The sequence below is a fragment of the Streptomyces sp. NPDC059649 genome (assembly GCF_042734445.1).
Taxonomy (GTDB): domain Bacteria; phylum Actinomycetota; class Actinomycetes; order Streptomycetales; family Streptomycetaceae; genus Streptomyces.
This window is the reverse complement of sequence record NZ_JBHWDV010000042.1, coordinates 44,213-66,567: the sequence shown is the minus strand read 5'-3', so window position 1 is coordinate 66,567 and position 22,355 is coordinate 44,213. Positions and strand designations below refer to the sequence as shown.

The following is a 22,355-nucleotide window of genomic DNA, read 5'->3' as shown; positions in this document are numbered from 1 at the left end:
GGACCGGCCGAAACGACGGTCCTGCCCCCGCGATCGGTTGCCGGTCGGTCAGGTGCCGGCCAGCGGCATGGCCGCGGCGACCAGCTTGCCCTGCGCGGCGGCCCCCTCCAGCGCCTGCCGCATGAGGTCCTCGCGCGGCTGGTGGCCGATGGTGCCCGAGGGCGCGGCGTACATCAGCACGGTCTGGGCCTTGTTGGCCGCGGTGCGCCAGCCGTCCGACACGGCCAGCGGCTGGTGGGCCTGCCACCAGGCGGCCTGGTTGCCGCCGTTGCCCGGCTGCAGCACGGCGTGCAGCTTGCCCATCGCCAGCAGGGCCGACCAGCCCGGGATCATGGCGGGGAGCACGTTCATGTCCGACACCGGCTGGAAGCCCTGCTCCATGAGCAGCGGCAGGAAGTCGTCGTTCATGCTGACCGAGCCGGGGCGGACGATCGGGCCGTCCGGTTCGACGACCAGGGCCGGGCGCAGATCGTCCTCGACGAGCACCAGACCGCAGGTGATCCCGAGGGTCGCCTGGCGCTCACTCGTGGGGATCGGAGCGGGCGGCGCGACGTCCGCTCCGGGGTTGCGGGGGGCGGCGTCCTCTCCGGTGATGGAGCGCACGGCTCCCTGGAGCTGCTCCTCCGATACCGGGACGACCTGCGAGGGGATGCAGGTGGCATGGGCGAACGCGAGCACCGCGGTCTCCTCGCCCACGAACAGGACGGTGCTGGTGCGCTCCTGCTCGCTGTCTCCGGGGGTCCGGCAGGAGGTGCAGTCGTAGCTGCCGGGGGCGTCGCCACCGGCCAGCAGGCGGTCGGCTTCTTCGTCGCCGATCTCGGCGCGAACGTCGTCGCTGACGTCGAGCATGCGCGGCACGGGTGGCTCCTCGATCTCTGTGCGTCTGCCGGGCGGTCTCCCGGCTCGTACAAGGACAACGGGAGACCTGCGGCAGGGGTCACGCGACGACGGGAACAGAATCGAACCATTCCCCGCACATGGGAGAACTGCGGAAAGTCCCCCATCGGGTGATCACATACGGATAAGTTCTGCGCAAGGCTTGGCGCAGTCGGGCGCGTTCCGTACACCGAAGCGGGTGGGAGCGGGCCGTCGCGGGCGCGGCACGCTGGCCGGCCGCCGACGCCTGCTTACCGTCACCGGCTATGTCGGACAACTCTTCGGCCCCACGGCGTGTCGTGGGAACCGTCGGGCCGCTCACCGCGGCGGCCGCCGCCCTCGTCCTCGGCCTGTGCCCGCCCGGTGCCGCCGCCGAGGTGCCGTACGACGGGGGCGACGCGCCCGCGTCGGTGCGGTCCCGGTACGCCTGCGCCGGCAACGACTGGCCCTGGCGCTGTCTCGCCGAGTGCGAGAGCAGCGGCGACTGGCACATCAACACCGGCAACACCTTCTACGGCGGGCTGCAGTTCTGGCAGCCCACCTGGGAGGCGTTCGGCGGCCTGGCCTTCGCACGGCGGGCCGACCTCGCGACCCGTAAGGAGCAGATCGCGGTCGCGAAGAAGGTGCAGGCCGCGCAGGGCTGGGGTGCCTGGCCGGTCTGTGCCCGGCGCTACGGGCTCATCACTGACGGTCGTACCTATGTCGTCCAGCGCGGCGACACGCTCGGCAAGATCGCCCGCAGTCTGCACGTCAAGGGCGGCTGGCGGGCGCTCTACAAGGCCAACCGCAAGGTCCTGGGCATCGATCCGCACCATCTGAAGGCCGGCCTCACGCTGCGGATCCCGGAAACCACGGGAACCACCCCGGCCCGGCGGCCCACCGGCCCCGTCCCGGCGGCGCCCACCCGGAGCGACACCGGTGCGGTGCCAGGGGGGAGTGTGACGGGATCTCTGACGGGCTCTCTGACGGGGTCTCTGACCGGGTCCCCGACGGTATCTCCGACGGGATCTCTGACCAGGTCTCCGACGGGCTCTCTGACGGATTCTCTGAGTGGTTCCTTGAGTGGTTCTTTGGCGGGGAGCGTGGCGCCACCTGGGGCCAAGGCGGTTGCTTCCGCGCCGTCTGACGGGACCGTGGCAGGCGGTCCGCCGCCCCAGGGGGCCGCGACGGGTGGTCCGCCGCCTCAACGGGCCCAGCCCGGCGGTGTGGTGCCGCCCGGGCCCCCGGCGGGCGGTGGTGCAGTGACATCAGGGCCACCGGCGGGCGGTTCGGTGTCGCAGGAGACTCGGGCGGCCGGAGGTTCGGCCGTCTCCCGGGGGACCGGTCCGGTGGCTCCCCGTCTCAAGGTACCCAGACGTTCAAGTAGGTCGTGAAGACGCCGGAGTCGCAGGAGTAGGCGGGCCAGTGGCCCTGGCGGCGGCCGGTCTCGCCGGTGGTGCGGCATGCGGTACGGCCGGCGAGGGAGTTGGTGAAGGTGTCGTACCGGGCCCAGCGGCCCGAGGGGGGCCGGGGTCCCGGTGGGTCGCCGTCCTGGTCGGCCGCGCTCGCCGGGCCGGCCACCACGAGGGCCCCGACCGCCAGTAACGCGGCCGCCACCGCCGTGCCCCATCGTCCGATCCTCATCGGTACCTCCTCGCGGCCCGGCACCTCCCCCGGTGCGGGCCGGACCGTCGCGGTTCGGCTGCTCCCCCGTTCGAGCAGACGAAGTGCCCCACCGCGCCCCGGCGCAGGACGCCGGGCGCCGCAACGGCCCCGTACAGGCTTCCGGTTGGACCGGGGCGGCGGCAAGGTGGATCCCGGGCCGGATCCGGACAGAATCCGGGGGCGGCCGCGCCGCAGAATGACCGACACGCGAGCGGCGGAATCCGGCCCTCCGCCGCTGCCACGCCGTAGTGCGCCAACCAGTCGGGGCCCGACGGGAATTCCGTGCGCGGGGTTCCGTCCGGTCGCTACCGATGGCCTAACTCTTTCGGTACATCTTGGCCAAAGTCCCCAACCCGGAACCAGCTTTTGCTGTCTAGGCGTTCAGAGAAGGGATGCCTTGCGCGGGGGAGGGGTGCGCGCGGCGACCGCGGCAGAGCGGGACGACCGGAAGACCATGGGGACACAGGGACGATGCACATCTCATTCCTGATTCACAACGCCTACGGCATCGGGGGGACGATCCGTACGACGTGCACGCTGGCGCGTACCCTCGCCGAGCAGCACGACGTCGAGATCGTGTCCGTCCTGCGCCACCGTGACGACCCCGTCTTCGACCCCGGACCGCGGGTCGCGCTGCGGCATCTCGTCGACCTCAGGGAATCCGGCCCCCACCACGACGGCGCCGACCCCGCCCATGCCCGGCCCGCCAAGGTCTTCCCGGCCGCGGAGCGCCGCTACGACCAGTACAGCGAGCTCACCGACCGGCGGATAGCCCACCATCTGCGCCGGATCGAGGCCGATGTGGTGGTCGGCACCCGGCCCGGACTGAACGTGCACCTCGCCCGGCAGACGCGGCGCGGCCCGGTGCGTATCGGCCAGGAACATCTGACCCTCGACACCCACAGCCGGGCGCTCAAACTGGCGCTGCGCGGGGCCTATCCGCGGCTGGACGCGGTCACCACCGTGACCGAGGCCGACGCCCGGGCCTACCGCCGCAGGCTGCGGCTGCCCGGCGTACGCGTCGAGGCGGTGCCCAACGGCGTGCCCGCGCCCGCCCTGCCGCCCGCCGACGGCACCGGGAAGGTCGTCGTCGCGGCCGGCCGGCTCGCCCCCGTCAAGCGCTACGACGTCCTGATCCGGGCCTTCGCCCGGGTCGTCGCCGAGCGCCCGGACTGGCGGCTGCGGATATACGGCGGCGGGGCCGAGAAGGCCGCGCTGCGGTCGCTGATCGACGAACTCGGGCTGTACAACCACGTCTTCCTGATGGGCCCGGCCCATCCCCTGGAGGCCGAGTGGGCCAAGGGGTCGATCGCCGCGGTCTCCTCCAGCATGGAGGCGTTCGGGATGACGATCGTCGAGGCGATGCGGTGCGGACTGCCGGTCGTCGCCACGGACTGTCCGCACGGCCCCGGCGAGATCATCACCGACGGGGTGGACGGCAGGCTGGTGCCGGTCGGCGACCCGGAGGCGCTGGGCGGCGCGCTGCTGACGCTGATGGCCGACGACGCCGCCCGTAAGCGGATGGGCGCCGCCGCGCTCGCCGGGGCCGCCCGCTTCGACCCCGCCCGGATCGCCGCACGCCATGAGGCGCTCTTCGGTGAACTGCTGGCGCGCCGACGCGCCAGTTGGCTGCACGGCGGTCTGCATCGCGCCCGGGGAGCGCTGCTCAGCGGCGCCTACGCCACCAAGGACGCGGCCCGCGCCGCGCTGGGAGGGGTGCGCACGGCATGACCGCGTCGCCCCAGTTGACCAGGACCGTAGACGAGACGAAGGAGTCGGCCGCCATCGACCAGGAAGCCACCGCCGTGACCGGCGCGGCACCCGACGGACGCGAACGGCGGGCCGGGCGGCAGCAGCGGGCGGACGGCACGGCCGCGCCCGCCGAGCTGCGGGCCGACTGCATCGCGGACTCCGCCGGCGGCCTCACCTTCGACCTGACCGCCCCGCAGGACACCGCGCCCGCCTGGAGCGCGGCGCTGGTGCTGCGGCGGCGCGGCGGCGACGGCGCGGACGACGAGGTCCGGCTGCCGCTCGGCCCGAACGGCGCCGGCCGGCTGCGGGCCGTGCTGCCCAGCACCGTCGCGCTCGCCGAGGGCCGCTGGAACGCCTATGCGGACCTCGGCGACGGCGGCGCGCCGCGGCGCCTGCAGCCCGGCGTCAACGACCTGCGGTCGCTGGTGGACCGCCGTCCGCTGGCCGGCATCGGCCGGCTCGGCGTCCGTATCCCGTACGCGACCAAGCTCGGCAATCTCGCGCTGCGCAGCTGGCTGCGCGGACCGCACGCCGAGGCCGGGGACATCCTCGTCGCACCGGACGGGATGACGGTCTCCGGGCGGCTCTACGGGGCCGCCCCGGCCGCGGGCGCCCTGGCCGAGGCACGCGCCCGGCGCACCGCCGGCTCCCCGGAGACGGCCCCGGCGCCGGTCACCGTCCCGTTGACCGTCGACGGCCCGGAGTTCTGCTTCACGCTGCCCTACGCGGAGCTCGCCGCCCGTTGGGAACACGGCACCGAGCCCTGGGACCTGTGGCTGCGCCCCGCCGAGGACGCCCGCCCGGTCCGGATCGCCCGGCTCCTCGACGACGTCGCCGACAAGAAGCAGGTGTTCAGCTACCCGGCGCTGCCGGTGCCCGCCGCTGCGGCGCAGCTGCGCATCGGCCCGTATTACACGCTCGACAACGACCTGGCCGTACGGGTCGCCGGTCCGGACGCGAGCTGAGCCGGCCGGACCGGTCCGGCCCGCGTATCGGTCCGGCCGAGTACCGGTCCGGCCGCGTAGGTCCAACGGTCGCGGAGGCCCGGTCGGCGGGGGACGCCGGCCGGGCTTCGGCATGCCCGCCCCTGCCTGCCGCTGCCCGCCCCGCCCTCGCTGCCGGCCTGCCGGGCCGGGGCGATGTGCGGGAAATGTGTGTGGAGTGTGGTGCGTCCGCCAATTTCCCGGCGGTCGGGAATGGGCCTCCGGTAAGGGGGAATCCGGAGCCGGCAGCGGATTAATTTCCGGCCGGTGTTGCCCGGCGCCCGGAGCGGTCGTGTCCGTTTCGTATCCGATCACGGCGGAATTCCGCCGATTTTATTTTTCCACCCGGATGCGCCGTCACGCGGCGCGTACGGGTGACGGAAGTTCCGGCAAACGCCACAACGCCGGCTGTGACACAAGTGTGACCAATGACGGACCGGAAAGTCATCGGGGTGTGCGACGGACGGGCCTTCCGCGGGCCCGGTGCGGGCGCCTACGGTGGCTGTCATGAGTGACGTACCCGACTTTCCGACCACCCCCGAGGACGACGTCGACACCTACGTCGGTCTGGCGCAGGAGGACGCCGAGGAGCGGGCCCGCGGGCGCGGCTGGAGTACCGTCCGCGCGCTGCCGCCCGGCACGGTGATCACCATGGAGTACGTCGTCGGACGGCTCAATTTCGAGGTCAAGGACGGCGTGGTGCACCGCTGTTGGCCGGGCTGAGCGCCGGTGGCGGGAGGCACCCGGAACGACGACGAAGGCCCCGGCCGCTCTTCAGGGAGCGGCCGGGGCCTTCGCTGCGGGGTGGGGTGTGTGCGTACCGGCCCCGCGGCTGGTGGGGCGGTCAGCCGCCGGTGTTGCGCCCGCGGGCGGACGTCGGCCCGATCGGGGTCGTGCGCGGGACGCGGTCCGCGTGCGGCGGCCGCCGGCTGCCCGCCGGGGTGACCGGGGTGCGCTCCGACCGGATGGTGTACGGGCGCGACGCGTGGTGCGGCCAGCCGTCCGGGGCGCGGGTGGCCGGGCGGCTGCCCGTGGTGGCGCCGATGGTCTCGCGGACCAGCACCTCCCCGTCCGGGGCGAGGCGCTGCGGGGAGACGCCGGGAGCCAGCGAGCCGGCCGGCAGCGGGCCGCGCAGGGAATCGGGGCGCAGCCGCAGCCACAGCCGCAGCAGGATGCCCATGAGGCGGTCCTCGAACCAGGTGACGCCGGGCTCCAGCCAGGGCATCGCCAGCAGCACCAGCAGACCGGCGGCCCAGCCCAGCAGCACGTCACTGACCCAGTGGGTGCCGAGGTAGACGGTCGTCATGCCGACGCCCAGTGCGCCCAGTGCGGCGATCACCGACAGGGTGCGGCGGCGCAGCGGGGTGGTCGCCAGATAGGCCAGCACGCCCCAGGTGACCACGGCGTTCGCGGTGTGACCCGAGGGGAATATGTCGCCGCCCAGCCACATCTCGTTGGCGCCGACCGTCGTCGCGTAGTGCGGACCGAGCCGCCCCATGCCCAGCTTCGCGGCGCCCACCGTGATGTTCAGCAGCAGCAGTGAGGCGCCGAGCACCAGCAGCGGGTGGAGGTTGCGCTGGCGCCAGCAGCGCCAGCCCAGCCAGGCCGCCACGGCCACCGCGGTCGGGCCGCGCTGGCCCAGGACCACGAAGTAGTCGAGGAAGGCGTGGATCACAGGCCATTGCTTGTACGGCCTGAAGAACATGACCTGCCAGTCGAAGGTGACCAGCCAGGAAGTGGCCAGCACTCCGACCACGATCGCCAGGTACACCGCCAGCGTGCCGCCGAACAGCCACAGGCGGGTCCGGGTCATCTGGGGTGGCCGGGCACGATCGGTCGGGCGCTCCTCCATCTGGTCGAGCTTCTTCTCATCGGTACGCACTCAATCGACGTTACCGCCTGTGATGTAGGTGCTTGGTCAAACTGTGCGCTTTGTAATGACGATGTGATGTGGAATCGGTCTCAATGGAGGCTTCGGCGGCGGGATTTGGAAGGGAATTCCGAGGGATTCCCAATCCCTTCCGGACACCCGCGTGTCGGTCCGTCGAGCGCCTTATCTGCTTTTCTCCGAAGGGAGTTTATCGGCTATTTGCCGGGGCGTCGGATGATGTTTCCTCGCCGCCGGGATTGCGGAAGAGGATCATCCGGACGGGGGCCGGGAGAAGTTGATCTTTGTGGTCGCGGGCGGGTCACGGCGGGCCCGATCCGTTCAGCCAGAACGCCCCGTAGACCGCGGACCCCGCCGCCACCACCCCGATGACCAGCCAGGACCAGGCCGGCCGCCACCGTGCGAGCGCCGCCGCCGGTGGCAGCAGCAGCGGATAGGCCGGCATCATCAGGCGCGGCTTGGACCCGAAGTAGCCCTTGGCGGTCAGGGCCAGCAGCAGCACCAGCCCGCCGTAGACCGCCAGCGGCAGCGGCTGGCCGCGCCGCAGCCCGTGGACGTACAGCCAGATCACCAGTCCGATGCCGGCCAGCAGCCCGAGACCGGCCGCGAAGGACGGGCCGGTGAGCTGCTGCCCGATGAACTCCGCGAACGCGACGCCGCCGTCGAAGCCGTTGCCCCAGCCGCCCTGGACGTCCAGGTATCCGGTGGCCGAGCCCTGCCGGATCCCCACCCATACGAAGTAGCCGCACCAGCCGAGCGGCGCGAGCAGCACCCCGGTCGCGATGCCGGGGTGGGAGCGGAGCGCGGTGCGCAGCCGTACGCCCGCCGCCCGCTCGTTCCGCAGGGTCACCGCCGCGGTGATCCACACCGCCGCGACCACCGCCGCACCCACCGGCCGGGTCAGTCCGGCCAGCGACGCCAGCACCCCCGCCGTCACCCAGCGCCCGGTCAGCACGGCGTAGACACCCCAGGCCGCGAGTGCGGTGAACAGCGACTCCGAGTACGCCATCGACTGCACGATCCCGACCGGCAGCGCGGCCCACAGCGCGGCCAGCGCGATCCCGGCCCGCGGCCCGTGCAGCCGCTCCCCGGTGGCGTACAGCGCCCAGGCCGCGGCCGCGGACGCCGACCAGGCCACCGCCATCCCGGCGTCCGCGGCCGACAGCGGCGTGAGCGCCGACAGGCCGCGCTCCAGCCACGGCAGCAGCGGGAAGAACGCCAGGTTGGAGTGCACATCGCCGTTGGCCAGTCGGACGCTGTAGCCGTAGCCCTGCTCGGCGACCCGGGTGTACCAGAGCGAGTCCCAGCGGGCGGTGAGCAGGGTGTGCCAGTCCTTGCCGTTCGCGGCCGACCAGATGCCGAGCACCAGCAGCCCGAGCAGCCGGACCGCGGCGTACGCCGCCAGCGCGGGCGCGGCCCGGCGCAGTGCGGCAACCGCGGCGGCGCCGTCCCGTGCGGTCCGGCCGGGAACCGCGGCCGAGGCAAGATCGTTCATCTGGACGATTATCCAGGTCTCCGGAAATGCCGGGCGACGGGCGGAGGGGGAACGTCCGACGCTGCGATGAGCGTCTCATCGTGAGGTGAGCCACGCGGCAGGTTCCGGGACTCGCGTAGTCTGACGTCTCTACTCGCCCGTGCCGCCGGTTCCCCCGGGGCGTTTTTCGCGCCCTGATCCATGGCCGCGAGAGCATGACTGGAGGTGCTGCATGTCCGGGACGACCGCGTCCGGCAAGGGACGGACGGCTGGTGTTCCCCGGCTTCCAGGCGGCGGTGTGAACCGCTGGACCGTGCTGATCGTGCTCTGCGTGAGCCTGCTCTTCGTCGCGCTGGACACCACGATCCTCTATGTCGCCGTGCCCTCGGTCACCGAGGACCTGCGGCCGGGGCCGGTCGAGCTGCTCTGGATCGTCGACATCTACCCGCTGATCGCGGCCTCGTTGCTGATCCTCTTCGGCACGCTCGGCGACCGCGTCGGCCGCCGCCGCGTCCTCCTGCTCGGTTACGGCCTCTTCGGCGTGGCCTCCGCCGTCGCCGCGCTCGCCCCCAATCCGCAGATCCTCATGACGGCGCGCGCCCTGCTCGGCATCGGCGGCGCGATGATCATGCCCGCGACGCTGTCGATCCTCCGGCAGGTCTTCCCCGACCGGCGGGAGCGGGCGGTCGCCATCGGCGTGTGGAGCGCGGTCGCCGCGGTCGGCGCCGCGGTCGGCCCGGTCCTCGGCGGCTTCCTCGTCGAGAACTTCTGGTGGGGCTCGGTCTTCCTGATCAACATCCCGATGATGTCGGCGATGCTCCTGATAGGACGGTGGCTGCTGCCGGAGTCGCGCGGTGAGCGCAACGGCCCCTGGGACGTGATCGGCGCGGTCGTCGCGGCGCTCGGCGTGCTGGGCATCGTGCTCGGCGTCAAGCGGATCGGCAGTGGCGCGGCGATCGTGGGGCCGACAACGCTCCTGCCCATCGTGCTCGGCGTCGCCCTGCTGCTGCTCTTCGTACGGCGTCAGCGCCGGCGCGCGCACCCGCTGATCGACATGCGGCTGTTCGCCCGGCCGGCGTTCGGCACCTCCGTCGGCTGCATCGTGCTGGCCATGCTCGCGCTGGTCGGCCTCCAGCTGATCGCCGTCCAGTACCTCCAGCTCGTCCTGGGCCTCAGCCCCCTGGAGACCGGGCTGCGGATGCTGCCCCTGGTGTTCGCCGCGATGGCCGCCGGCCTCACCGGCTCCAAGCTGCTGCAGGCCCTCGGGCCGCGGGCGATGGTCTCGCTCGGTTTCGTGCTCACCGCCACCGCGGTGCTCTGCCTGACCGCGATGACCAGCCACGACCGCCTGTGGCTGCTGTCCGGCGCCTTCGTCCTGCTGGGTTTCGGCTTCCAGTCCACGCTGTTCGGCGCCTACGAGTCGATGCTCAGCGAGGCCCCGGCCGAGCAGTCGGGCGGCGCCGCGGCCATCGGCGAGACCTCCTACCAGCTCGGTGCCGGTATCGGCGTCGCACTGCTCGGCAGTGTCATGAACGCCGCCTACGCGCCCGGTCTGACGCATGTCGACGGCGTCTCCGAGAAGGCGTCCGCGGCCGCGGCGCACTCCCTGGGCGAGGCGTACAAGGTCGCCGCGGGCCTGGGGGAGGGCGCCAAGGAGGCGCTGCGGATCGCGGCCCGGGACTCCTTCGTCCGCGGGCTGCACGTCACTCTCGTCGCCAGCGCCGTGCTGCTGCTGGTCGGTGCCGGTATCGCGCTGCGGCTGCCGCGCCGGGCGGCGGAGACCACCGAGCGGGCCGAGGGCGACACCGCCACCGCGGAGGGTGCCCCGGCGGGCGCCGGGCGCGGCACCGGCAAGCCCGCCCCGGCCGGCTCCGGCCGCTGAGCCCCGGGGCTGTCTCTTTCCCGTCCCGCCGCGCGCCGTCGGCTCTTGCCGCGCGGCACCGCGGGCCGTACCGTCGGACGCGCTGCATAACTACCACTGCTAGTTTTTCGTTGCGAGCGCTGAATCCGCCGGAGGCCCGCCATGTCAGCCAAGCCGTCCTCAGCTTCCTCTTCGGTCCCGCCGTTCGACCCCGGCGACCCGCTGGGCATCGACGACCTGCTCTCCGACGAGGACCGCGCGGTCCGCGGCACCATTCGCCAGTGGGCCGCCGACCGGGTCCTGCCGCACATCGCGGAGTGGTACGAGGCGGGCGAACTCCCCGGCATCCGTGAACTGGCCCGGGAACTCGGCGCGATCGGCGCCCTCGGCATGTCCCTGACCGGCTACGGCTGTGCCGGCGCCTCCGCCGTCCAGTACGGCCTGGCCTGCCTGGAGCTGGAGGCCGCCGACTCCGGCATCCGCTCGCTGGTCTCCGTCCAGGGCTCGCTCGCCATGTACGCGATCTGGCGCTTCGGCTCCGAGGAGCAGAAGCAGCAGTGGCTGCCCGGGATGGCGGCCGGCGAGACCATCGGCTGCTTCGGCCTGACCGAGCCGGACCACGGCTCCGACCCGGCGGGGATGCGGACGTACGCCAAGCGGGACGGCGACGACTGGGTGCTGACCGGCCGCAAGATGTGGATCACCAACGGCTCGGTCGCCGGTGTCGCGGTGGTGTGGGCCCGCACCGACGACGGCATCCGCGGCTTCGTCGTGCCCACCGACGCCCCGGGCTTCTCGGCCCCCGAGATCAAGCACAAGTGGTCCCTGCGCGCCTCGGTGACCAGCGAACTCGTCATGGACGAGGTGCGGCTGCCGGCCGACGCGGTGCTCCCCGGGGTCACCGGTCTGCGCGGCCCGCTCAGCTGTCTGAGCCACGCCCGTTACGGCATCGTCTGGGGCTCGATGGGCGCGGCCCGCGCCAGCTTCGAGGCGGCGCTGGAGTACGCCCGCACCCGGGAGCAGTTCGGCAAGCCCATCGGCGGCTTCCAGCTGACCCAGGCCAAGCTCGCCGACATGGCCGTCGAACTGCACAAGGGGATCCTGCTGGCCCATCACCTGGGGCTGCGGATGGACGCGGGGCGGCTGCGCGCCGAGCAGATCAGCTTCGGCAAGCTCAACAATGTCCGGGAGGCGATCGAGATCTGCCGCACGGCCCGGACGATCCTCGGCGCCAACGGGATCTCGCTGGAGTACCCCGTCATGCGGCATGCGACCAACCTCGAATCGGTGCTCACCTACGAGGGCACCGTCGAGATGCACCAACTGGTGCTGGGCAAGGCGCTCACCGGGCTGGACGCCTTCCGGTGAGCCGCCTGGCTCAACTCTGGTTGCCGTAATACCCGGGGGGTGACCCCCGGGCCCCCGGCCGGAAGCACCGGGATTGGGCTCAACTCTGGTTGCTGCAATACCCGGGGGTGACCCCCGGACCCCCAGCCGAAAGCACCGGTACTCGGCTCAACTCTGGTTGAAGAAGCCGCCGTTGCGGTGGCCGTGGGTCTCGCCGCTGAGGACCCTGTAGTCGGCGGGGGTGAGCAGGAAGACCCGGGTGGCGACCCGCTCGATCGAACCGCGCAGGCCGAAGGTGAGGCCGGCCGCGAAGTCCACCACCCGCTTGGCGTCGGCGGGCTCCATGGACGTCAGGTTGACGATCACCGGGACGCCGTCCCGGAAGAGCTCACCGATGCCACGGGCGTCCCGGAAGCTCTCCGGGGTGACCGTGGCGATGCGGGTGCCCTGGTCCTGGGCGGCCTCGTCGGCCACTCGGACCCGGGGGTCGGTCACCCAGGGGTTGCCACCCGGGCCGGCGGCATCGGGTCCCTCGGCGTAGTCGTCGTCGTAGTAGCGCTCGTCATCACTGTCGTCGACGAGGCCAAGCCAGGCACTCGCCTTGCGCACCGATCCCATTGACGCCTCCTCTCACCCTCGGTCTTCTTGTGCTCCTGCCCCCTATCGTCGTCCATGAGGCCGATGGAGTGCCAAGTGGATAGCGGCCGCACGGGGGGTTCGTGACACATCTGGTGCAAAGAGGGTGGCGCGCCATCAGCTTCCGCGCCCCGTAGTGAAACTGACTGTATGAAGAGCATAACGGTCGGTACCCGACCGAGGGATGACGGCAAGTGGCCGGGCCGCGCCGGGGTCTGATCCGGCCGGTCTACTTGAGTTCCGGCGGGCTGATCTGCGACGTCTTGATCGCCGAGGGGCCGGTGCCCCACTTCTTGAGGATGCGGTCGTAGGTGCCGTCCTTCTTCAGATGGTTGACCGCGGCCCGGAAGGCGGGCGCCAGCGGGGTGCCCTTCTTGAACGCGAAGCCGACGTCGAGCCGTTTGAACTCATTGAGGAACTTCAGACCGGGCTGCTGGTTGACGGCGTAGCGCAGCCCGTTGATGGTGCTCATCACCACGTCGCTACGGCCCTGCTGGAGCGAGATCCACAGTGCTCCCTGCTCGGCGAAGGTCTTGACGTCGTACGGCTCCTTGCCGGCCTCGGTGCACAGGTGCCGGTTCTGCTCCAGGGTCGCCTCGAAGGTGGTGCCGGCGCCGGTGGCGACGGTCAGTCCGCACAGCTGCCGCAGCGAGGTGACCTTCTTCAACGGGCTGTCCTTGCGGGCCGCGAAGCCCTGCCCGTCGTTGATGTACGTGACGAAGTCGAGGGTTCTGCGGCGCTCGTCGGTGACGCCGAAGTTGCCGGTGCCCACGTCGTACTTGCCGCTGCCGAGGGCCGGCAGGATCGCCTCGAAGCTCGCCACCTCGCGGTGGATCCGCAGCCCGAGGGCCTTGCCGACCGCGTCCGCGAAGTCGATGTCCTGGCCGGCCAGGGTCGTACCGTCGGGCAGGTAGGTGGCGCCGGGCGGGGTGCCGACGCTGGCGGCGAGCGCGAGGGTGCCGCGCCGGCGGACCTCGGCGGGCAGCAGTTTCGCCGCGGCCGGGTCCTTCGTGACGCCGGAGACCACGTCGGTGGTGGGGATCGTGGCGTGCGCGGCGGCCGGGCCGGTGGCCCCGGCCGTTTCCGACGGGTCGCCCGAGCCGCAGGCGGTGAGCGCCAGGACCGCGGTGGCCAGCAGGGCCGTGGCGCGCAGGGCGGTGGTGCGGGGCGTGGTGGTGGTCATGGGCGCGGGGCCTCCAGGTGCTTCTCGAACGGCAGCGGGCCGATCGACTCCGGGTCGGCGGACAGGTCGAACAGCGGCCGGGGCGTGGTGGTCATCGGGCCGCCTCCGTGACCGGCTCCGGCGCCGTGGCGGGGGCGGGCGACGGCCAGGGCAGCGGGTCGGGCAGCTCGTGGCGCAGCTGCGGCAGCACCTCGGCGGCGGCCAGCCGCAGCACCTCGGCCTTGCGGGCGAACGGCAGCCCGGCGCCGTCCACGGAGAAGAACTGCAGCGCATGGCCGTAGGCGAGGTGCTGCCAGAGGATCTTCTCGACGATCCGGTCGGGCGAACCGACCAGCGCAGGACCGTGGTCGGCGGCCTCGTCCAGGGTGCGGAACGGGGTGTTGTTGCCCGGTACGTCGCGCGCGGCGACCGCCGCCTCGTAGTACGGCGCGAACTCCCGGCGGGCGGTGCGGTCGTCGGCCGCCGTGTAGAGCGTGCCGCCCGAGGCGACCAGCGCGGCGGCCGGATCGTGACCGTAATCCGCCCAGCGGGCCCGGTAGTGGTCGATCAGTTTGGCGTAATCGGCCACCGGCTGGATGACGTTGGCGGCGAAGACCGGGTCGCCCCACAGCGCCGCCAGTTCCACCGAACGCTCGCTGGTGGCGCTGCCGTGCCAGATGGTGGGCGGCTGCCGGAACGGGCGGGGCAGCACCGTGGCGTCCTTCAGCGGCGGCCGGAACCGGCCCGACCAGGTGACCTGCTCCTCGCTCCAGAGCCGGCGCAGCAGCTCGTAGTTCTCCTCCTGGAGCTGGTATTGGTCGTCCGGGTCGCGGTCGAAGAGGTGCCAGGGCTCGGGCGCGTTGCCCTTGCCGATGGTCAGCTCCAGCCGGCCGCCGGAGAGCTGGTCGACGGTCGCGTAGTCCTCCGCGACGCGTACCGGGTCGAGGGTGGACAGCACGGTGACGGTGGTGAACAGCCGGATGCGGTGGGTCCGGGCAGCGATCGCGCCCAGCACCACGGGCGGCGCGCTGGACAGGAACGGCGCACCGTGCCGCTCCCCGACACCGAAGGCGTCGAACCCCAACTCCTCGGCGAGCACCGCGAGTTCGACGACCTCGTGGAGCCGGTCGTGGGGGGTGAGGAGGTGTCCGGACAGCACGTCCGGGACGTTGTCGATCAGAGTCATGACGCCGAAGCGCATACCGCGCCCTTCTGCGAGCGGGACGGAGAAAGGGAAGGAAAGGGAGAAGGCGGAGGAAAGGGGGGAGAGGGGGGAGGGAGAGGGGCGAGGCCCCGGGAGGAGGGGGCGTGACGAAGAGGGTGGGGCGAGGGGAGGGGCGCCGAAGGGGCGGTGTGTGGTGTGAAGGCGCGCGGCGTGAAGAAGGAGGAAGACCGCGGAAGGGGCCCGGCCTTACCGGCGACGGGCCGCGGGGCAGGGGGTCCTCAACAGGACGACGACCACACTCGACCGAAGTCGATGTGGTCGCGGGTGACCAGCCGCTGCCATGCGTACATGCGGACAAGTGGAACAGGCATCCGTTTCCGCGTCAACCACGACGTGCTCCATGGCTCACAGTGCGGACAGCCTTGACAACAGGGCGTGTTGACGCCATAGCCTCAAGAGCCGGTCGTGCTGAGGGGCGCGGCCCGTTGTGCGTGTGAAGGCGCCGGAGCCCGTGCTCGCTCTCGGCATCCACGGAGCCTTCGTCATGCCCTTGGTCGACCCCGTTTCCGACACCCTCGACGCCCCGGCCGCACCCGCCGCGGCACCCCCCGACGCCCCGGACCCCGCCGCCCTGCGCATCGTGCCGCGCCGGCGCACCGGCCGGTGGGCCGCGGCCGCCGTCGTCCTCGTCCTGCTGGCGCTGGCCCTCGTCTCCGTCGTCCGCAACGACGCCTTCCAATGGGACGTGGTCGCCGACTACTTCCTGACCACCGCCGTGCTGCGCGGTCTGGGGCTGACGCTCTGGCTGACCGTGGCCGTCATGGTGCTCGGCTTCGCGCTGGGCACCCTGCTCGCGGCCATGCGGCTGTCGGACAACCCCGTGCTGCGCGGCGTGAGTTGGGGCTACGTCTGGCTCTTCCGGTCGATGCCGATCCTGGTGCAGCTGCTGTTCTGGTTCAACATCGGCGCCCTCTACCCGACGGTCCTCGGTGTCCGCACCGTCAATCTGCTCGATCCGGTCGGCATCGCGGTCATCGGGCTGACCCTGCACGAGGCCGCCTACGCCGCCGAAGTGGTCCGCGGCGGCCTCCTGTCGGTCGACGAGGGGCAGCTGGAGGCCGCCCAGTCGCTGGGGCTGGGGGCCTGGCGGCGGCTGCGCCGGATCGTGCTGCCGCAGGCCATGCGGGCGATCGTGCCGCCGGCCGGCAACATGCTGATCGGCACCCTCAAGGGCACCTCCATCGTCAGCGTCATCGCCGTCCAGGACCTGCTCTACTCCGTGCAGCTGGTCTACCACCGCACCTATCAGGTCATCCCGCTGCTGCTGGTCGCCACCCTCTGGTACGTCGTGGTCACCTCCGTGCTCGGCGCCGGCCAGTTCTTCGTCGAGCGGCACTACGCCCGCGGTACGGCCGGTGCCCGGTGAACGCCTCGCTCGTCATCGTCGGGGCCGGCCCGCGCGGGACCGGCGTCCTGGAGCGGCTGGCCGCCAACCTCCCCGAGCTGTACGGGGACCGGCCCCTGGACATCCACCTCGTCGATCCGCACCCGCCCGGCGGCGGCCGCATCTGGCGCCACGACCAGTCCCCGCTGCTGTGGATGAACTCCATGGCCGAGGACGTCACCATGTTCACCGACGAGACGGTGGAGCAGACCGGCCCGGTCCGGCCGGGGCCGACGCTCGCCGAGTGGACCGGCGCCGACGGGCAGGCGTTCCTCAGCCGGCAGCAGCAGGGCGCGTATCTGCGCTGGGTGTACGAGCGGTCGGTGGCCGCGCTGCCGCCCGCCGTCACCGTCCATGAGCACCGGGGCACCGCGGTACGCGTCTCCGGCTCGCGCGACGGCCGGCAGCAGGTGTGGCTGGCCGGCCGACCGGCCCCGCTCCTGGCCGACCTCGTCGTCCTCGCCCTCGGCCACCTCGATGCCGAACTGCCGCCGGAGCAGGCCGAGTTGGCGGCGTTCGCGGCCCGGCACGGGCTGACGCACCTGCCGCCCGCCTTCACCGCCGACAGCGATCTGAGCGTCCTCGGGCCCGGCGAACCGGTGCTGGTGCGCGGTTTCGGGCTGGCCTTCATCGACCTGATGGTGCTGCTGACCGAGGGCCGCGGCGGCACGTACACCACCGGCACCGACGGGCGGCTGGCCTACCGGCCCTCGGGGCGCGAACCCGTCCTGCACGTCGGGTCGCGGCGCGGCGTCCCGTACCACGCCAAGATCGGCTATCCGCCGAGCGGTGAACGGCCGCCGCTGCCCCGGTTCTTCGGCCCCGCGCAGGTGGACGAGTTGCTCGCCCGGCCCGATAGGGACGGCCTCGACTTCCGGCGTGACATCTGGCCGCTGATCGACAAGGAGCTGGGCTTCGCCCACTACCACCGGCTGTTCTCCGCGCACGCCGACCGCACCCGGATGGCCTGGTCCGACTTCGAGGAGAAGTACGCCGCCGCCGACCCGGGCAGCGCCGCGCTCCAGGCCCTGGTCGGCGCGGCCGTCCCGGACCCGGCCGACCGGCTCGACCTTCCGGCGCTGGACCATCCGCTGGCCGGCCTGCGCTATCCCGACGCCGAGGCGTTGCAGGAGGGGCTGCGCGGCTACATCGAGGCCGACCTCGCCCGCCGCCACGACCCCGCGCACAGCCCCGACCTGGCGGTCTTCCTCGCACTGCTGTCGGTCTACGGCCAGCTGATCCGGCTCGGCGACCGCGGCCCCTGGTGGCACGGCTTCTTCAGCTACCTCGCCTCCGGCCCGCCGGGGCCACGGCTGCGGCAGCTGCTCGCGCTCTCCCGGGCCGGTGTGGTGCGCTTCCTCGGCGCGGACACCACCGTCACCGCCGACGAGCGGCGCGGGCTGTTCCGCGCCGAAAGCCCCAGCGTGCCGGGGGAGTCGGTGACGGCCCGGGCGCTGGTCGAGGCCCGGCTGCCGGAACCGACCGTGGCGCACACCCGGGACGCACTGCTCCGCTCCCTGTACGCCGAGGGCGCGGCCGCGACCCCGGCCGGGCTGCTGGCGGTCGACCCCGCCGACGGCCGGATCCTGGACCGGGCCGGCCGCCCGCATCCGCGCCGGTTCGCCCTCGGCCCGCACACCGACGCCCGGTCCGGGGGCGCGTTCTCCCGTCCCCGTACCAACGCCCCCGCCTTCCGGCAGAACGACGCCACCGCGCGGGTGCTGCTCGCCTTCCTCCGCGACCGGGCCGCCCCCGCCCCCACCCACGGCACCGCACCCACCCCCGAGGACACCCATGCCGCTGACCACTGACCCACCCGCCCAACGGACCGACCCCGAGCGGGCCGGACCGCCGGTCACCGACGAGCCGGCTGCGCCACAGGGGCGTGCCCCTGCCGAGGGTCGCCGCCGCCTGGTCCGTCCTGCGCACCACCGTGCGCTCCGTCCTCCAGCACCCCGTGGACGCCACTTCGCCAAGGGAGTCACCCGATGAGCACGCAGACCGCGATGGTCGACGTCCGCTCGGTCCACAAGAGCTACGGCTCGCTCGACGTCCTCAAGGGGGTGGACCTGACGGTCCGGGCCGGTGAGGTCGCCGTGGTCCTCGGACCGTCCGGTTCCGGCAAGTCCACCCTGCTGCGTACCATCAACCACCTGGAGAAGGTCGACCGCGGCACGGTGAGTGTGGCGGGGGAGCTGGTCGGCTACCGGCGGTCCGGCAACCGGCTCCACGAGCTGCGCGAGCGCGAGGTCCTCAAGCAGCGCACCGGCATCGGCTTCGTCTTCCAGAACTTCCACCTCTTCCCGCACCTGACCGTGCTGGCCAACATCACCGAGGCCCCGGTCTCCGCGCTGCGCCGCCCGAAGAAGGCGGCCGAGGCGACCGCCCGGGCGCTGCTCGACCGGGTCGGGCTCGCCGACAAGGCCGACGCCTACCCCCAGCAGCTCTCCGGCGGCCAGCAGCAGCGGGTGGCCATCGCCCGGGCACTCGCCCTCGAACCGAAGCTGCTGCTCTTCGACGAGCCGACCTCCGCGCTCGACCCGGAGCTGGTCGGCGAGGTCCTCGACGTCATCAAGGACCTGGCGCACCAGGGCACCACCATGATCGTCGTCACCCATGAGATCGGCTTCGCCCGCGAGGTCGCCGACACCGTCGTCTTCATGGACGGCGGACGGATCGTCGAACAGGGCCCGCCCGGCCAGGTCCTCGACCACCCGCGCCACGAGCGCACCCGGTCCTTCCTGTCCAAGGTCCTCTGAGCACGATGGACGCCTTCGTGCGGACCGGCGCCGCCGACGGGTTCCTCCAGGTGCCGCATCTGGCGCCCGGCGGTCTCGACCCGTTCGTCGACCGGGTGGTACCCCTCCTCCAGGAGCGCGGCGTCTGCCGCACCGCATACACCGGCACGACGCTCCGCTCCCACCTGGGGCTGCCGCCGCAGCCCGTCCGTGCCGCAGGAAGGGGACCGACCGGATGAGCACCGACGCACGCCAGGAGTGGCAGGACTGGCGCGAGCGGCGCCGCGCCGCGATCAGCGGACCGTACGGCCCGCTCGCGCTGGCCGGCACCCACTGGCCGGCGGACCACCCCGACGGCCGGATCGAAGGCCTGCCGGGCCACTGGACCGAGCGGAGTGACGCGGTCGTGCTGCGGGCCGGCCCGGACGACGGGCTCACCGTCGACGGCAGACCGGCCGCCGGTGAGTTCCGGCTGGGCCCGGACGCGGACCCGGGGTCGACGCGGGTGACGTTCGGCGAGCGGCATCTGCTCGTACTGCGCCGCGACGGCCGGTGGGCGGTGCGGGACTTCGACCCGCGGTCGGAGGCCCGCCGGTCGTTCGCCGGGATCGACGTCTACGAGTACGACGAGCGCTGGGTGCGGCCGGGCCTGTTCCGGCCGTACGCCCAGGGCCGCACGCTCCAGGTGCGCAACGCCGACGGGCAGCGGCGGGGCCTCGGACTCGCCGGGGAGCTGGCCTTCACGTGGGCGGCGGACGAGTACACCCTGCAGGTCGCGGTCGAGGGTGACGGCTCGCTGTGGGCGGTGCTCGCCGACGCCACCAGCGGCACCGACAGCTACCGCTTCCGGTTCCTGCGGCCGCCCGCGCCCGCCGAGGACGGCACCGTCACGGTCGACCTCAACCGGCTCCTGCTGCCGCCGTGCGCGTTCGCCGACCACTTCCTGTGCCCCTTCCCGCCGCCCGGCAACACCCTGTCGGTCGCCCTGCGCGCGGGAGAACGGAACCCCACCGTCCGCTGACCCGTCCCCGCCTCGACCAAGGGGGTCACCCCGCGCCCCGGCAGCCGTCAACTCGACTGCCGGGGCGCGGTGTTGGTGTGTCGGAGGGGTTTCCGGAGCGAGACATGCGTGAAGCCCTCTTGCGCTCTACGGGTGGTGCGCCCGAGACTCCCGCTCAGCGCTTGTCAGGGGCACGCAAAAATGAACGTGCGGATTCCGCGTGTCCTTCGGCTGCGCCTCACCGGGCTGCCCACCGGCGGCCCCCCGATCCCCTCGGAGGAATCAGTGAGGAACGAGCGCACCACCCCCCGCAGCGGCGTGGCGAGACGCACCCGGCTGATCGCCGTGGCGTCCGGACTGGTGGCCGCAGGGGCCATCGCGGTCCCGACCGCCAGCGCCCAGAACCCCGCCCCCGCAAAGACGTTCAGCGCCGCCCAGCTCACCGCGGCCGGTGACGCGGTCCGTGCGGCGGACGTCGCCGGCACCGCCTGGCGCGTCGACCCCGCGACCCACACCCTGGTCGTCACCGCCGACCGCACCGTCTCCCGGGCCGGTATCGCCAAGATCCAGCGGGCCGCCGGCGCCAACGCCGGAGCACTCCGCATCGACCGGACCGCCGGCACCTTCCGCAAGTTCATCTCCGGCGGCGACGCCATCTACGCGCCGAGCTGGCGCTGCTCGCTCGGCTTCAACGTCCGCAGCGGCAGCACCTACTACTTCCTGACGGCCGGTCACTGCACCGAGGGCAAGCCGCCGTGGTACACCAACTCCTCGGACACCACCAGCATCGGCCCGACGACCGGCACCAGCTTCCCCGGCAACGACTACGGCATCGTGAAGTACACCAACACCTCCCTGTCGCACCCGGGCACCGTCGGTAGCCAGGACATCACCAGCGCCGGCACCCCCAGCGTCGGCCAGTCCGTCACCCGCCGCGGCTCCACCACCGGCACCCACAGCGGCAAGGTCACCGCCCTGAACGCCACCGTCAACTACGGCGGCGGCGACATCGTCTCCGGGCTCATCCAGACCACCGTCTGCGCCGAACCGGGCGACAGCGGCGGCCCGCTCTACTCCGGAACCAAGGCCCTGGGCCTGACCTCGGGCGGCAGCGGCGACTGCACGTCCGGTGGCACCACCTTCTTCCAGCCCGTCACCGAGGCGCTCAGCGCGTACGGCGTGAGCGTCTACTGACCGGCCGGGACCGGCCGGGCCCCCGTCAGCCGGCGGACGGGGACCCGGCCGGCATCCCCCCCGTGCACGCGCCTCGACCGCCCTCCGGCCCGGGCATACCATGGAAAAGCAGCCCGAACACGGACGGTATACGGCACACCTCAGGGGGCCGTGATGGTCGAAGAACTGGTGACGGCCGGAGTGGGACTGGCATGCGCCGGCGCGGTGTACTTCATGGCGGCGGCGCGGGTGGTCAAGCAGTACGAGCGCGGTGTGGTGCTCCGGCTGGGCAAGCTGACCTCCGCGGTCCGGCAACCGGGCTTCACCATGATCATCCCGGCCATCGACCGGATGCGTAAGGTCAACATGCAGATCGTCACGATGCCGGTGCCCGCCCAGGAAGGCATCACCCGCGACAACGTCACGGTCCGGGTCGACGCGGTGGTCTACTTCAAGGTCGTGGACGCCGCCGACGCGGTCGTCCGGGTCGAGGACTACCGCTTCGCGGTCTCCCAGATGGCCCAGACCTCCCTCCGGTCGATCATCGGCAAGAGCGAACTGGACGATCTGCTGTCGAACCGCGAGAAGCTCAACCAGGGCCTGGAGCTGATGATGGACAGCCCGGCCATCGGCTGGGGCGTGACCGTCGACCGGGTGGAGATCAAGGACGTCTCGCTGCCGGAGACGATGAAGCGGTCGATGGCCCGCCAGGCGGAGGCCACCCGTGACCGTCGGGCCCGGGTGATCAACGCCGATGCCGAGCTCCAGGCGTCGAAGAAGCTGGCCGAGGCCGCGGCGGCGATGTCCGACCAGCCCGCCGCGCTGCAACTGCGGCTGCTGCAGACCGTGGTGGCGGTCGCCGCCGAGAAGAACTCCACCCTCGTCCTGCCGTTCCCGGTCGAGCTGCTGCGGTTCCTGGAGCGCTCCACGCAGCAGGGCCAGGTTCCGGCCGGCCCGCCCCAGGCCGCGGCCGGGCGGGAGCGGCTGCGGCGCCCGGACGGCGCACGGGCCGTGAAGGAGCCGCTGCCGGACGAGGAGCGGCTGGAGGTGCCCCCGGACGCCGAGAACCCGGCCGACCTGCCCGCCCACCTGGCGACCGAGGAGCCGGTGGACCTGCCGGCCGATGTGCCGACCGACGTGCCGGTGGACCTCCCGGAAGACCTCCGCTGAGCCGGTCCGCCCGGCCGCTGCCCCCGCCGCTCCCCGGCGGGG

Annotated in this window: 19 protein-coding genes and 1 pseudogene; 13 read left to right on the top strand and 7 right to left on the bottom strand. The window is 72.7% G+C overall.

The features are described from left to right. Window positions 1-48 precede the first annotated feature (48 nt). The gene (locus ACFV1J_RS31480; protein ID WP_385863771.1) at window positions 49-858 is read right to left on the bottom strand and encodes a hypothetical protein; all 810 of its coding nucleotides are present in this window, start codon (window positions 856-858) and stop codon (window positions 49-51) included. Window positions 859-1,142: 284 nt separating this feature from the next. On the opposite strand from ACFV1J_RS31480, the gene ACFV1J_RS31475 reads away from it, so the two are divergent. After that, on the top strand, window positions 1,143-2,249 hold the full coding sequence (locus ACFV1J_RS31475) for a transglycosylase family protein (protein WP_385863770.1): 1,107 nt from the start codon (window positions 1,143-1,145) through the stop codon (window positions 2,247-2,249). Here the strand turns inward: ACFV1J_RS31475 and ACFV1J_RS31470 are convergent. After that, on the bottom strand, window positions 2,218-2,499 hold the full coding sequence (locus ACFV1J_RS31470; RefSeq protein ID WP_385863768.1) for a hypothetical protein: 282 nt from the start codon (window positions 2,497-2,499) through the stop codon (window positions 2,218-2,220). The genes ACFV1J_RS31475 and ACFV1J_RS31470 overlap by 32 nt on opposite strands. A 492-nt stretch (window positions 2,500-2,991) precedes the next feature. Between ACFV1J_RS31470 and ACFV1J_RS31465 the strand changes: the two genes are divergently transcribed. The 3 genes from ACFV1J_RS31465 to ACFV1J_RS31455 all read left to right on the top strand — a co-directional run bounded on the left by ACFV1J_RS31465 (window position 2,992) and on the right by ACFV1J_RS31455 (window position 5,978). Then, window positions 2,992-4,251: a glycosyltransferase family 4 protein gene (locus ACFV1J_RS31465; RefSeq protein ID WP_385863766.1), complete on the top strand. Its 1,260-nt coding sequence runs from the start codon at window positions 2,992-2,994 to the stop codon at window positions 4,249-4,251. Beyond that, window positions 4,248-5,237, top strand: coding sequence for a hypothetical protein (locus tag ACFV1J_RS31460; RefSeq protein WP_385863765.1), 990 nt, complete (start codon window positions 4,248-4,250; stop codon window positions 5,235-5,237). Before ACFV1J_RS31465 ends, ACFV1J_RS31460 begins: the two co-directional genes overlap by 4 nt. A gap of 525 nt (window positions 5,238-5,762) precedes the next feature. After that, on the top strand, window positions 5,763-5,978 hold the full coding sequence (locus tag ACFV1J_RS31455; protein WP_385863763.1) for an I78 family peptidase inhibitor: 216 nt from the start codon (window positions 5,763-5,765) through the stop codon (window positions 5,976-5,978). A 121-nt stretch (window positions 5,979-6,099) separates the two neighbouring features. Here the strand turns inward: ACFV1J_RS31455 and ACFV1J_RS31450 are convergent, their stop codons facing one another. Together ACFV1J_RS31450 and ACFV1J_RS31445 are read right to left on the bottom strand one after the other, a co-directional pair. Then, on the bottom strand, window positions 6,100-7,137 hold the full coding sequence (locus ACFV1J_RS31450; protein ID WP_385863760.1) for a phosphatase PAP2 family protein: 1,038 nt from the start codon (window positions 7,135-7,137) through the stop codon (window positions 6,100-6,102). Between the two features lie 307 nt (window positions 7,138-7,444). Further along, window positions 7,445-8,638, bottom strand: a complete 1,194-nt coding sequence (locus ACFV1J_RS31445; RefSeq protein WP_385863758.1) for a hypothetical protein — start codon at window positions 8,636-8,638, stop codon at window positions 7,445-7,447. Between the two features lie 211 nt (window positions 8,639-8,849). On the opposite strand from ACFV1J_RS31445, the gene ACFV1J_RS31440 reads away from it, so the two are divergent. Both ACFV1J_RS31440 and ACFV1J_RS31435 read left to right on the top strand, forming a co-directional pair. Then, window positions 8,850-10,499: an MFS transporter gene (locus ACFV1J_RS31440; RefSeq protein ID WP_385863756.1), complete on the top strand. Its 1,650-nt coding sequence runs from the start codon at window positions 8,850-8,852 to the stop codon at window positions 10,497-10,499. Between the two features lie 141 nt (window positions 10,500-10,640). Further along, on the top strand, window positions 10,641-11,846 hold the full coding sequence (locus ACFV1J_RS31435; RefSeq protein ID WP_385863754.1) for an acyl-CoA dehydrogenase family protein: 1,206 nt from the start codon (window positions 10,641-10,643) through the stop codon (window positions 11,844-11,846). A 147-nt stretch (window positions 11,847-11,993) separates the two neighbouring features. On the opposite strand, the gene ACFV1J_RS31430 is transcribed toward ACFV1J_RS31435, so the two are convergent. From ACFV1J_RS31430 to ACFV1J_RS31420, 3 genes are all read right to left on the bottom strand, one after another. Next, complete coding sequence (locus tag ACFV1J_RS31430) at window positions 11,994-12,443, bottom strand: cell division protein SepF (RefSeq protein ID WP_385863752.1); 450 nt, start codon at window positions 12,441-12,443, stop codon at window positions 11,994-11,996. A 247-nt stretch (window positions 12,444-12,690) separates the two neighbouring features. Next, the gene (locus ACFV1J_RS31425; protein ID WP_385863751.1) at window positions 12,691-13,644 is read right to left on the bottom strand and encodes an ABC transporter substrate-binding protein; all 954 of its coding nucleotides are present in this window, start codon (window positions 13,642-13,644) and stop codon (window positions 12,691-12,693) included. Between the two features lie 91 nt (window positions 13,645-13,735). Further along, a complete protein-coding gene (locus tag ACFV1J_RS31420; protein WP_385863749.1) occupies window positions 13,736-14,824 on the bottom strand; it encodes an LLM class flavin-dependent oxidoreductase in 1,089 nt (362 codons plus the stop codon). A 508-nt stretch (window positions 14,825-15,332) separates the two neighbouring features. On the opposite strand from ACFV1J_RS31420, the gene ACFV1J_RS31415 reads away from it, so the two are divergent. From ACFV1J_RS31415 to ACFV1J_RS31385, 7 genes and pseudogenes are all read left to right on the top strand, one after another. Continuing rightward, window positions 15,333-16,214 (top strand): amino acid ABC transporter permease, encoded by an 882-nt coding sequence (locus ACFV1J_RS31415; protein WP_385863748.1) that lies wholly within the window; start codon window positions 15,333-15,335, stop codon window positions 16,212-16,214. After that, window positions 16,211-18,043: an FAD/NAD(P)-binding protein gene (locus ACFV1J_RS31410; RefSeq protein ID WP_385863746.1), complete on the top strand. Its 1,833-nt coding sequence runs from the start codon at window positions 16,211-16,213 to the stop codon at window positions 18,041-18,043. Before ACFV1J_RS31415 ends, ACFV1J_RS31410 begins: the two co-directional genes overlap by 4 nt. A gap of 177 nt (window positions 18,044-18,220) precedes the next feature. Then, window positions 18,221-18,991, top strand: a complete 771-nt coding sequence (locus ACFV1J_RS31405) for an amino acid ABC transporter ATP-binding protein (protein ID WP_385863744.1) — start codon at window positions 18,221-18,223, stop codon at window positions 18,989-18,991. A gap of 5 nt (window positions 18,992-18,996) precedes the next feature. Continuing rightward, a pseudogene (locus ACFV1J_RS31400) lies at window positions 18,997-19,209 on the top strand (F420-dependent methylene-tetrahydromethanopterin reductase); the annotation flags it as partial. Beyond that, the gene (locus ACFV1J_RS31395; protein ID WP_385863743.1) at window positions 19,206-19,991 is read left to right on the top strand and encodes a DUF1684 domain-containing protein; all 786 of its coding nucleotides are present in this window, start codon (window positions 19,206-19,208) and stop codon (window positions 19,989-19,991) included. The pseudogene ACFV1J_RS31400 and the gene ACFV1J_RS31395, both read left to right, overlap by 4 nt. A gap of 264 nt (window positions 19,992-20,255) precedes the next feature. Then, window positions 20,256-21,164 carry a S1 family peptidase gene (locus ACFV1J_RS31390; protein ID WP_385863741.1) on the top strand — a complete coding sequence of 303 codons (909 nt, stop codon included), beginning with the start codon at window positions 20,256-20,258 and terminating at the stop codon, window positions 21,162-21,164. 153 nt (window positions 21,165-21,317) lie between these two features. Continuing rightward, window positions 21,318-22,313 carry a slipin family protein gene (locus tag ACFV1J_RS31385; RefSeq protein ID WP_385863739.1) on the top strand — a complete coding sequence of 332 codons (996 nt, stop codon included), beginning with the start codon at window positions 21,318-21,320 and terminating at the stop codon, window positions 22,311-22,313. The last annotated feature ends 42 nt before the right edge of the window (window positions 22,314-22,355 follow it).

What these genes read in the sequence shown, in the direction of transcription:
- ACFV1J_RS31445 (WP_385863758.1), bottom strand. Translation starts at nt 8,638, where the DNA reads ATGAACGATCTTGCCTCGGCCGCGGTTCCCGGCCGGACCGCACGGGAC.
- ACFV1J_RS31455 (WP_385863763.1), top strand. Translation starts at nt 5,763, where the DNA reads ATGAGTGACGTACCCGACTTTCCGACCACCCCCGAGGACGACGTCGAC.
- ACFV1J_RS31420 (WP_385863749.1), bottom strand. Translation starts at nt 14,824, where the DNA reads ATGCGCTTCGGCGTCATGACTCTGATCGACAACGTCCCGGACGTGCTG.
- ACFV1J_RS31405 (WP_385863744.1), top strand. Translation starts at nt 18,221, where the DNA reads ATGAGCACGCAGACCGCGATGGTCGACGTCCGCTCGGTCCACAAGAGC.
- ACFV1J_RS31470 (WP_385863768.1), bottom strand. Translation starts at nt 2,499, where the DNA reads ATGAGGATCGGACGATGGGGCACGGCGGTGGCGGCCGCGTTACTGGCG.
- ACFV1J_RS31395 (WP_385863743.1), top strand. Translation starts at nt 19,206, where the DNA reads ATGAGCACCGACGCACGCCAGGAGTGGCAGGACTGGCGCGAGCGGCGC.
- ACFV1J_RS31415 (WP_385863748.1), top strand. Translation starts at nt 15,333, where the DNA reads ATGCCCTTGGTCGACCCCGTTTCCGACACCCTCGACGCCCCGGCCGCA.
- ACFV1J_RS31430 (WP_385863752.1), bottom strand. Translation starts at nt 12,443, where the DNA reads ATGGGATCGGTGCGCAAGGCGAGTGCCTGGCTTGGCCTCGTCGACGAC.
- ACFV1J_RS31435 (WP_385863754.1), top strand. Translation starts at nt 10,641, where the DNA reads ATGTCAGCCAAGCCGTCCTCAGCTTCCTCTTCGGTCCCGCCGTTCGAC.
- ACFV1J_RS31385 (WP_385863739.1), top strand. Translation starts at nt 21,318, where the DNA reads ATGGTCGAAGAACTGGTGACGGCCGGAGTGGGACTGGCATGCGCCGGC.
- ACFV1J_RS31425 (WP_385863751.1), bottom strand. Translation starts at nt 13,644, where the DNA reads ATGACCACCACCACGCCCCGCACCACCGCCCTGCGCGCCACGGCCCTG.
- ACFV1J_RS31475 (WP_385863770.1), top strand. Translation starts at nt 1,143, where the DNA reads ATGTCGGACAACTCTTCGGCCCCACGGCGTGTCGTGGGAACCGTCGGG.
- ACFV1J_RS31465 (WP_385863766.1), top strand. Translation starts at nt 2,992, where the DNA reads ATGCACATCTCATTCCTGATTCACAACGCCTACGGCATCGGGGGGACG.
- ACFV1J_RS31440 (WP_385863756.1), top strand. Translation starts at nt 8,850, where the DNA reads ATGTCCGGGACGACCGCGTCCGGCAAGGGACGGACGGCTGGTGTTCCC.
- ACFV1J_RS31460 (WP_385863765.1), top strand. Translation starts at nt 4,248, where the DNA reads ATGACCGCGTCGCCCCAGTTGACCAGGACCGTAGACGAGACGAAGGAG.